General features: G+C 72.0%; 4 protein-coding genes. All 4 read left to right on the top strand.

Annotated elements, in window-relative coordinates:
• The coding region (locus HMPREF0591_RS01720; protein WP_007166661.1) for a SelB domain-containing protein at positions 1 to 877 on the top strand (877 nt) is incomplete at its 5' end.
• A 192-nt stretch (positions 878 to 1,069) separates the two neighbouring features.
• On the top strand, positions 1,070 to 4,357 hold the full coding sequence (gene fdh, locus HMPREF0591_RS01730; RefSeq protein WP_139093756.1) for a formate dehydrogenase: 3,288 nt from the start codon (positions 1,070 to 1,072) through the stop codon (positions 4,355 to 4,357).
• Positions 4,354 to 5,373, top strand: a complete 1,020-nt coding sequence (locus HMPREF0591_RS01735) for a 4Fe-4S dicluster domain-containing protein (RefSeq protein WP_007166664.1) — start codon at positions 4,354 to 4,356, stop codon at positions 5,371 to 5,373. The genes fdh and HMPREF0591_RS01735 overlap by 4 nt, the downstream gene beginning before the upstream one ends.
• Positions 5,374 to 5,450: 77 nt before the next feature.
• The coding region (gene nrfD, locus HMPREF0591_RS01740) for an NrfD/PsrC family molybdoenzyme membrane anchor subunit (RefSeq protein WP_167310127.1) at positions 5,451 to 5,945 on the top strand (495 nt) is incomplete at its 3' end.

Below are 5,945 nucleotides of genomic sequence, written 5' to 3' on the forward strand. Positions count from 1 at the left end.
GGCGGCCGTGCCGGTGCGGGTGCGGCAGCTGGGGGAGGCGGCGGCCCGGCTGCGGCTGGCGCGGGCCCTGCCGCTGCGGGTCGGGGACGTCGGTCTGCTGCGCGATCCCGGGGAACACCGGATCGCGGCCGGAATCGAGGTGCTCGACGTCCGGCCGCCGGAGCTGCGCCGCCGCGGGGCCGCGCGGGAGCGAGCCGCCGAGCTGGCGACCGGCGCAGTCCGGCCGCCGGACTGCGCCCGGGCGGCCGAACTGCGGGCGATGGGCATGCCGCTGTCCGGGCTGCGGGTGGGCGACTGGGTGGTGGACCCCCGCTGGTGGGACGGGCGGCGCGAGCGCGCCGTCGCGGCCGTGCGGCAATGGGGCGACGACCACGACATCGCGGCGGGGATCCCGCTCGAGACGCTGCGACAGCGGGCCGGGCTGCCGTCCGCCGAACTGCTGCCGAAGTTGCTCGAGGGCGCGGGCCTTCGGGCGGTCGACGGGCTGGTCCGCCCGCCGGGGGCGGGCCTGCCGGCCCGCGTCGACAAGGCGGTGCGCACCGTCGAAGAGTGGCTGACCGCCGAGCCGTTCCGGGCGCCGGAGGCTGACGAGCTGGCCGAGCTCGGGCTCGGCGCCCGCGAGCTGGCCGCCGCCGTGCGCGCGGGACGCCTCACCCGGATCGCCGACGGGGTGGTGCTCGGACCCGACGCGCTGGAGCGCGCGGCAACGATCCTCGCGTCGCTGCCGCAGCCGTTCACCGTCAGCGACGCGCGCCGCGCGCTGGGCACCACCCGGCGGGTCGCGGTGCCGCTGCTCGAGCGGCTCGACGCGCGCCGCATCACGCGGCGCGCCGGCGACGGCACCCGAACGCTGTTTGACGGGCGCGCCAACGGGTAGAGCTCCGCTCGGCGGAGTCACCCGGCCCGCCGCACCGGCCAGTGGTGAACGTCCATCGGCGCCAATCGTCATGACGGACAGCGCAATCGGTGCGCGCCATCGCGGCGATGGCGGGGGCGCCGAGGATCCGTAGTCCGCCCGCCGTCGCCGTGTTGTGGTTGGATCGGGGAAGACGCGAGAGGACGGACACCGATGGACCTCAAGAAGTTGTTCGAGTCGTGGCCGGTCTACCGGCAGCTCACCGGGGCCGACGCGTTGGCCCGCGGCAAGGCCGCCGAGTCCCAGCGTTCCGCCGGGCTGCAGCCCCGCACCGCCGCCGCGGACAGCGTCGCCCGCTCCGTGTGCCCGTTCTGCGCCGTCGGCTGCGCGCAAAAGGTGTACGTCACCGACGGCAAGGTCGTCCAGATCGAGGGCGACCCGGACAGCCCGATCTCCCGGGGGCGGTTGTGCCCCAAGGGATCCGCGAGCAAGCAACTGGTCACCGGGCCGCAGCGGGAAACCACGGTGCGCTACCGCGCCCCCTACGCCACGCAGTGGCAGGAGCTCGAACTCGACACGGCCATGGACATGGTCGCCGACCGGGTGCTGGACGCCCGCCGCAAGGGCTGGCAGGACTTCGACGCCGACCGCAACACCCTGCGCCGCACCCTCGGCGTCGCGAGCCTCGGTGGCGCGACGCTGGACAACGAAGAGAACTATCTGATCAAGAAGCTGTTCACCGCCCTGGGCGCCCTGCAGATCGAGAACCAGGCGCGTATTTGACACAGCGCCACGGTTCCCGGTCTGGGAGCCTCCTTCGGTCGCGGCGGGGCGACGGACTATCAGCAAGACCTCGCCAGCTCGGACTTCATCGTCATCATGGGCTCCAACATGGCCGAGGCCCATCCGGTCGGATTCCAGTGGGTGATGGAGGCCAAGGCGAACGGCGCCGAGGTGATCCACATCGACCCGCGCTTCACCCGCACCAGCGCGGTCGCCGACCGGCACGTGCCGCTGCGCGCCGGCAGTGACATCGCCTTCCTCGGCGGGGTGATCAACTACATCCTGTCCAACGAGCTCGACTTCCGGGAGTACGTCACCGCCTACACCAACGCCTCGTTCCTGGTCGACGAAAACTACCGGGACACCGAGGATCTCGACGGGTTGTTCAGCGGCTACGACCACGAGACCGCCTCCTACGACCCGGCGAGCTGGCACTACGAGTCCACCCACCACGGCGGCCGCGGCGGGGCGGCCGCAAAGCAGAGCGCCGCGCCCGACCAGCTGGGTTCCGGCGGGGCGGCGGTGGAGGGCGGCGCCGGCGAAATTCCGGGCGACCCCACGCTGCAACACCCCCGCTGCGTGTACCAGATCCTCAAGCGGCACTACGCCCGGTACACCCCGGAGATGGTGGAGCGGGTGTGCGGCGTGCCGGCCGAAACGTTCCTCCAGGTCGCGCGGGCCTGGGCGGAGAATTCCGGGCGCGAACGCACCGCCGCGCTGGTCTACAGCGTGGGCTGGACGCAGCACTCGATGGGTGCGCAGTTCATCCGCGCCGGGTCGATCATCCAGCTGCTGCTGGGCAACATCGGCCGGCCCGGCGGTGGCGTGTTCGCGCTGCGCGGGCACGCGAGCATCCAGGGCTCCACCGACGTGCCGACGCTGTTCAACCTGCTGCCCGGCTACCTCGCGATGCCGCACGCCGGCCAGGAAACCCTCGCCGACTACCTCGACAGGGTCCGCAGCCAGAACCAGAAAGGCTTCTGGCACAACGCCGATTCGTACATGGTGTCGCTGCTCAAGGAGTACTGGGGCGAGCACGCCACCGCCGAGAACGACTTCTGCTTCGACTACCTGCCGCGCATCAGCGGCGACCACGGCACCTACCGCACGGTCATGGACATGATCGACGGCAAGGTGTTCGGTTATTTCCTGCTCGGCCAGAACCCCGCCGTCGGGTCCGCGCACGGGCGACTGCAGCGCCTCGGCATGGCCAACCTCGACTGGTTGGTGGTGCGCGACCTCGTCATGATCGAGAGCGCCACCTTCTGGAAGGACTCCCCCGAGATCGAGACCGGCGAGATCGCGCCGGAGACCTGCCGGACGGAGGTGTTCTTCTTCCCGGCGGCGGGCCACGTCGAGAAGGCCGGCACCTTCACCCAGACCCAGCGAATGCTGCAATGGCGCGAGAAGGCGGTCGATCCGCCCGGCGACGCCCGCTCGGAGTTGTGGTTCTTCTACCACCTGGGCCGCAAGCTGCGCGAGAAACTGGCCGGGTCCACCGACGAGCGGGACCGGCCCCTGCTCGACCTGGCGTGGGACTACGCGACCGAGGACGCCGAGGGCGACGAACCGTCGGGCGAGGACGTGCTGCGCCGCATGAACGGCGTCGACCTCACCTCCGGCCGGGCGGTCAACGGCTACACGGAATTGAAGGCCGACGGCAGCACCGCGTGCGGGTGCTGGATCTACAGCGGCGTGTACGCCGACGAGGTGAATCAGGCGGCGCGGCGCAAACCGAAAGAGGAGCAGGGGCCCTACGAATCCGAGTGGGGCTGGACCTGGCCGATGAACCGCCGGGTGCTCTACAACCGGGCGTCGGCCGACCCGGGGGGCCGGCCGTGGAGCGAACGCAAGAAACTCGTCTGGTGGGACCCGGAGCGCGGCGAATGGACCGGCCACGACATCCCCGACTTCGAGAAGACCAAGCCGCCGGACTACCGCCCGCCCGACGGGGCGGTGGGCGTCGAGGCGCTGCGCGGCGACGACCCGTTCGTCATGCAGGCCGACGGCAAGGCCTGGCTGTTCGCGCCGAACGGCCTGGCCGACGGCCCCCTGCCGACGCACTACGAGCCGCACGAGTCGCCGGTGCGCAACGCGCTCTACGCACAGCAGGGCAACCCGACGCGAATCGTGTACGGGCGCAAAGACAATCCGTCCAACCCGTCGCCACCGGAGGCGCACGCCGAGGTGTTCCCCTTCGTGTTCACCGCCGCCCGGCTGACCGAGCACCACACCGCCGGGGGGATGAGCCGGCAGCTGCCCTACCTCGCCGAGCTGCAGCCCGCGTTGTTCGTCGAGGTGTCACCCGAGCTGGCGCGCCTGCGCGGCCTGACGCACATGGACTGGGCGCACGTGATCACCAGCCGGACCGCGGTGGACGCGCGGGTGTTCGTCACCGACCGGATGACGCCCCTTCGCATTGAAGACCGCGTGGTGCAACAGGTTTGGATGCCCTACCACTGGGGCGGTGCCGGGCTGGTCGACGGTGACGTGGTCAATGACCTGCTCGGGGTGGTGCTCGATCCCAACGTGTTCATCCAGGAGAGCAAGGTCGCGACCTGCGACGTGCGGCCGGGCCGCCGGCCACGCGGCCCGGCGCTGCTGGAATACGTGGCCGACTACCGCCGGCGCGCCGGCGTCACGGCCGAGACGGGCACGCACATCGACACCACCCGGACCGACGGGGTCGGCCACGCCGAACCGGAGGAAAAGCCATGAGCGACAACAGCTTCTACGGACCCCTGGACGACCCGGCCGGTAACGCGGGCTATCCCGACGACCACCCGCCGCGGGTGGGATTCTTCACCGACACCTCGATCTGCATCGGTTGCAAGGCCTGCGAGGTGGCGTGCAAGGAATGGAACATGGTGCCCGACGACGGCTTCAACCTGCTGGGCATGTCCTTCGACAACACCGGCATGCTGGGCGCCAGCACGTGGCGGCACGTCGCGTTCATCGAGCAGGCCCGCCCCCTGGGCGAGCAGGATCCCGGGCTGGCGGGGCGGCCGACCGGGCCGTCGGGCAGCGAACAGTCGGCGCACGTGGCCGCGTCGGCGATCGAGGCCACCCCGCGCGGCGGCGGCGAGCTGGGCACGACCGGCGTGGACCTCGGCGTCCCGAAGTTCGAACGCCCGGGTGACGCGACCGGCGCGGAGGCCCGCACGTCGTTTCGCTGGCTGATGTCCTCCGACGTGTGCAAGCACTGCACGCATGCCGGTTGCCTTGACGTCTGCCCGACGGGCGCGCTGTTCCGCACCGAGTTCGGCACGGTCGTTGTGCAGCAAGACATTTGCAACGGATGCGGCTACTGCGTGTCCGGCTGCCCGTACGGCGTGATCGACCGGCGCGAGGGCGACGGCCGGGCCTGGAAGTGCACCCTGTGCTACGACCGGCTGCACGACGGGCTGGAGCCGGCGTGCGCCAAGGCCTGCCCCACCGACTCCATCCAGTTCGGCCCGCTGGACGAGCTGCGCGAGCGCGCGGCCCGCCGCGTCGAGGAATTGCACGAGCGGGGGGTGCCCGAGGCGCGCCTGTACGGTCACGATCCCGACGACGGGGTGGGCGGTGACGGCGCCTTCTTCCTGCTCCTCGACGAGCCCGAGGTCTACGGGTTGCCCCCGGACCCGGTGGTGCCGACCCGGGACGCGGGCACGATGTGGAAATACGCGGGGATGGCGGCGTCGGCCCTCGTCGCCGCCGCGGTGTCGAGTTTCCTGGGTCGGGGCGGGCGATGAGCGACGGTGCGGGCGATCAGGATCCGCTGCTGCGGGAGCAGCGCAGCGACGCCGGGGCCAGGGACATCCACGCACAGATGTTCGGCCGCGGGGGCGGCAACCGTGAGCAGCTCGCGGTGCCGCGGGCGGAGTTTCGGTCCTACTACGGACGCGCGGTGCTCAAGACGCCGGTGTGGGAATGGAAGATCGCGGCCTACCTGTTCGCCGGCGGCCTGTCGGGGGGTTCGGCGCTGCTGGCCGCCGGTGCCGACCTCAGCGGCCGGCCCGGCCTGCGCCGGTCGGGCAGGCTCGGCGCACTGGCCAGCCTCCTGGCGAGCATGTACTTCCTGATCGCCGACCTGGGCCGCCCGGAGCGGTTCCACCACATGCTGCGGGTGGCGAAGCCGAGCTCCCCGATGAGCGTCGGCACGTGGATCCTGGCGGCGTACGGGCCGGGCGCCGCGCTGGCCGCGGCCGCGGAGCTGATGCCGGGCCCGCTGCGGCGCACCCTGCTCGGACGACTGGTCGCCCGGCTGGCGCGGCCCGCCGGGCTCTCGGCGGCCGCGGTCGCGCCCGGCGTCGCCTCCTATACG

Source organism: Mycobacterium parascrofulaceum ATCC BAA-614 (assembly GCF_000164135.1).
GTDB classification, from domain to species: Bacteria; Actinomycetota; Actinomycetes; order Mycobacteriales; family Mycobacteriaceae; genus Mycobacterium; species Mycobacterium parascrofulaceum.